Source organism: Ensifer sp. MJa1, from assembly GCF_037026475.1.
In the GTDB taxonomy this organism is placed as follows: domain Bacteria; phylum Pseudomonadota; class Alphaproteobacteria; order Rhizobiales; family Rhizobiaceae; genus Ensifer.
The window spans coordinates 1-2287 of sequence record NZ_JAKUMO010000056.1 but is presented as its reverse complement, the minus strand read 5'-3'; the positions used below and the strand labels follow the sequence as shown (position 1 = coordinate 2287).

Here is a 2287-nt window from a genome sequence, read left to right as displayed (position 1 = left end):
ATAACCGCTTCTGCAAGGGATTCCGACGCCGGATCGACTGTCACATACAGCCTCAGCGACACGCGTTTTGCCATCGATACCAATGGTGTCATTACCCGTTCCGCCACCGGCACCCTCAATGCCCAAAACGAGCCGTCGATCACCCTTGCCGTGACGGCGACCTCATCTGACGGAAGCACCGCCGCGCACGACTTCACGGTCAACGTCGCCGCCCAGGCGGGGCCGCAGACGCTCTACCGCTTCGCCGTGTTCGGCGATTTCGGTGACACAAGTCTCAATGGGGAAAAAGCCGTCTCGGCGCTCATTCACAGCTGGAACGTCGACTTCGCCTTAACGGTGGGCGACAACGTCTATGCGCCGCAGACAATGGATGCGGCGATAGGCCAGCAGTACCACGACTATATCGGCAACTACCAGGGCGCCTATGGCGCCGGCAGCGCCATCAATCGCTTCTTCCCCGTGCTCGGAAACCACGAATACAACGAGAACAATTTCACCAACTACCTGAATTACTTCACGTTGCCCGACAACGAACGGTATTATGACTTCCAGATCGGGCCGGTACATTTCTTCGCGCTCAACAGCAACAGCCAAGAGACGGACGGTCGCAGTTCGACGTCGGTTCAAGGCCAGTGGATGCACGCAACACTCGACGCATCAAATGCGAGCTTCAACGTCGCCTACTTCCACCACACGGCCTATAACTCGAGCGGGAGCACCAGCACTATGCGCTGGCCCTTCGAGCCTTGGGGCGTAAACGCAGTGTTTGCGGGACACGAGCACAACTATTACCGGGAAAACCGGGACGATAACGGAGACGGTCTCCAGCTTCCCTACACCACCACCGGCCTTGGTGGCGCGGGACGCGATGTCCCCAATGTCGGCGCCAGCCTCGTTACCATCACCGATCAGGGCATGCTGATAGAATTCTACAACGTCACAAGCTTCAACGGGACGACTGCCACAAGCTCCTTGACGGACTCCTACTTCATCTCGACGCCTGCCGACCGTGCCCCGACGATCGCCAACGGCGGCTATGTGCTGAACGGCACGACGGGCGCCGACTACCTCTGGGGGCTCGGCAGCAATGCTACGCTGACGGGCGGACGCGGCAACGACACGCTGGTCGGCGGCAGGAACAGCAATCTCTTCGTGTTCCAGACTGGTGATGGCAATGACGCGATCTTGAACTTCCGGGCTGGTGCGAGCAGCGGAGACGTCCTTGATCTGCGTGCATTCGGGATCGACAGCGCCAGTGAATTTCGTCAGGTCGCAACAAACCAGGGCGCCAACGTGGTGGCCAATCTGAGCGGCACGGATCATCTGACATTGCTCGGCGTGAGGGCGGAGCAGCTCCATGACGACAATTTCGTCCGGTCAGGCCTGCTTGTCTAAATGGCCTGATTAGACGTGTCGCTTTCGTGCAATCAAGTCGATCTGCGCGCTTGGACAACGACTCCAACCCGAATGCGAACGACGGCAAGCTCTACGAGTTCCGGCTCGACCATTGGCTGCTTGCCTGATCGCCCGCTTGCATCCTTGTCGTTAAGGCCGGGAAACCCAAAGACGTGCCCAGCATTCGCGCTCGCGACGACGTAGGTGCGCTGTCATCCAATAGCCCTGCCATCCGCATGCTGCGGAAAGGAGATCGAGCATGTCCAAACTGTCCCGCATTCCCTCGAGCCTGAACGACCCGAGACTGCTTGCGATGGAGTTCGCGCTGAGTTTTGACGTCGCCGACGGCTACGCGTTCGAGGACAACTTCGAGCACCCGTTCGGGATCGTCCGTCCGGTCACGATTGGGCCGCGATCGATGATGGACAAGAGCGAATACTGGGATAGTAGCGCGATCGTCGATCGCAACGATAACGCATCTCTGAATTCCACATGGGGGGATGCAGGCTTGGTCGCCAGCGGGGCGTCCAGCACTGCGCTCGGCGCCAAGGATACGGCCGGGCAACCGTCCGGCGGAGACAAACCAAACAGCATGCTCCGATCGCTCGACGGAACTGCATCGGAACCCTCCCCAAGCACCGAGGCAGTGATGGTTAGCGCTCTGGCAGCTCCCACAATCTTCGAGACAAGGGTCGTGGCAAGCGCCGACGACGCGGAAGAGCGGTCATCCGGCTCGATGTCCTTGAACAGCAGCGATCTTGAGCTCACCGTCGATGACGGCGTTGGCCAAACCGTTGGCATCCGCTTTATCGGCATCGACATTCCCAAGGGCGCGATCATCACCAACGCCTATATCCAGTTCACCGTCGATGAGGTGAGCACGGGCACGATT

Annotated in this window: 1 protein-coding gene and 1 pseudogene; both read left to right on the top strand. The window is 59.6% G+C overall.

What is annotated here, in order from left to right; genetic code table 11:
- Positions 1 to 1395: metallophosphoesterase (locus MKZ91_RS31455; protein WP_336174940.1), on the top strand; the 1395-nt coding region annotated here is incomplete at its 5' end.
- A 259-nt stretch (positions 1396 to 1654) separates the two neighbouring features.
- Positions 1655 to 2287 (top strand): annotated as a pseudogene (locus tag MKZ91_RS31450) (hypothetical protein); the annotation flags it as partial.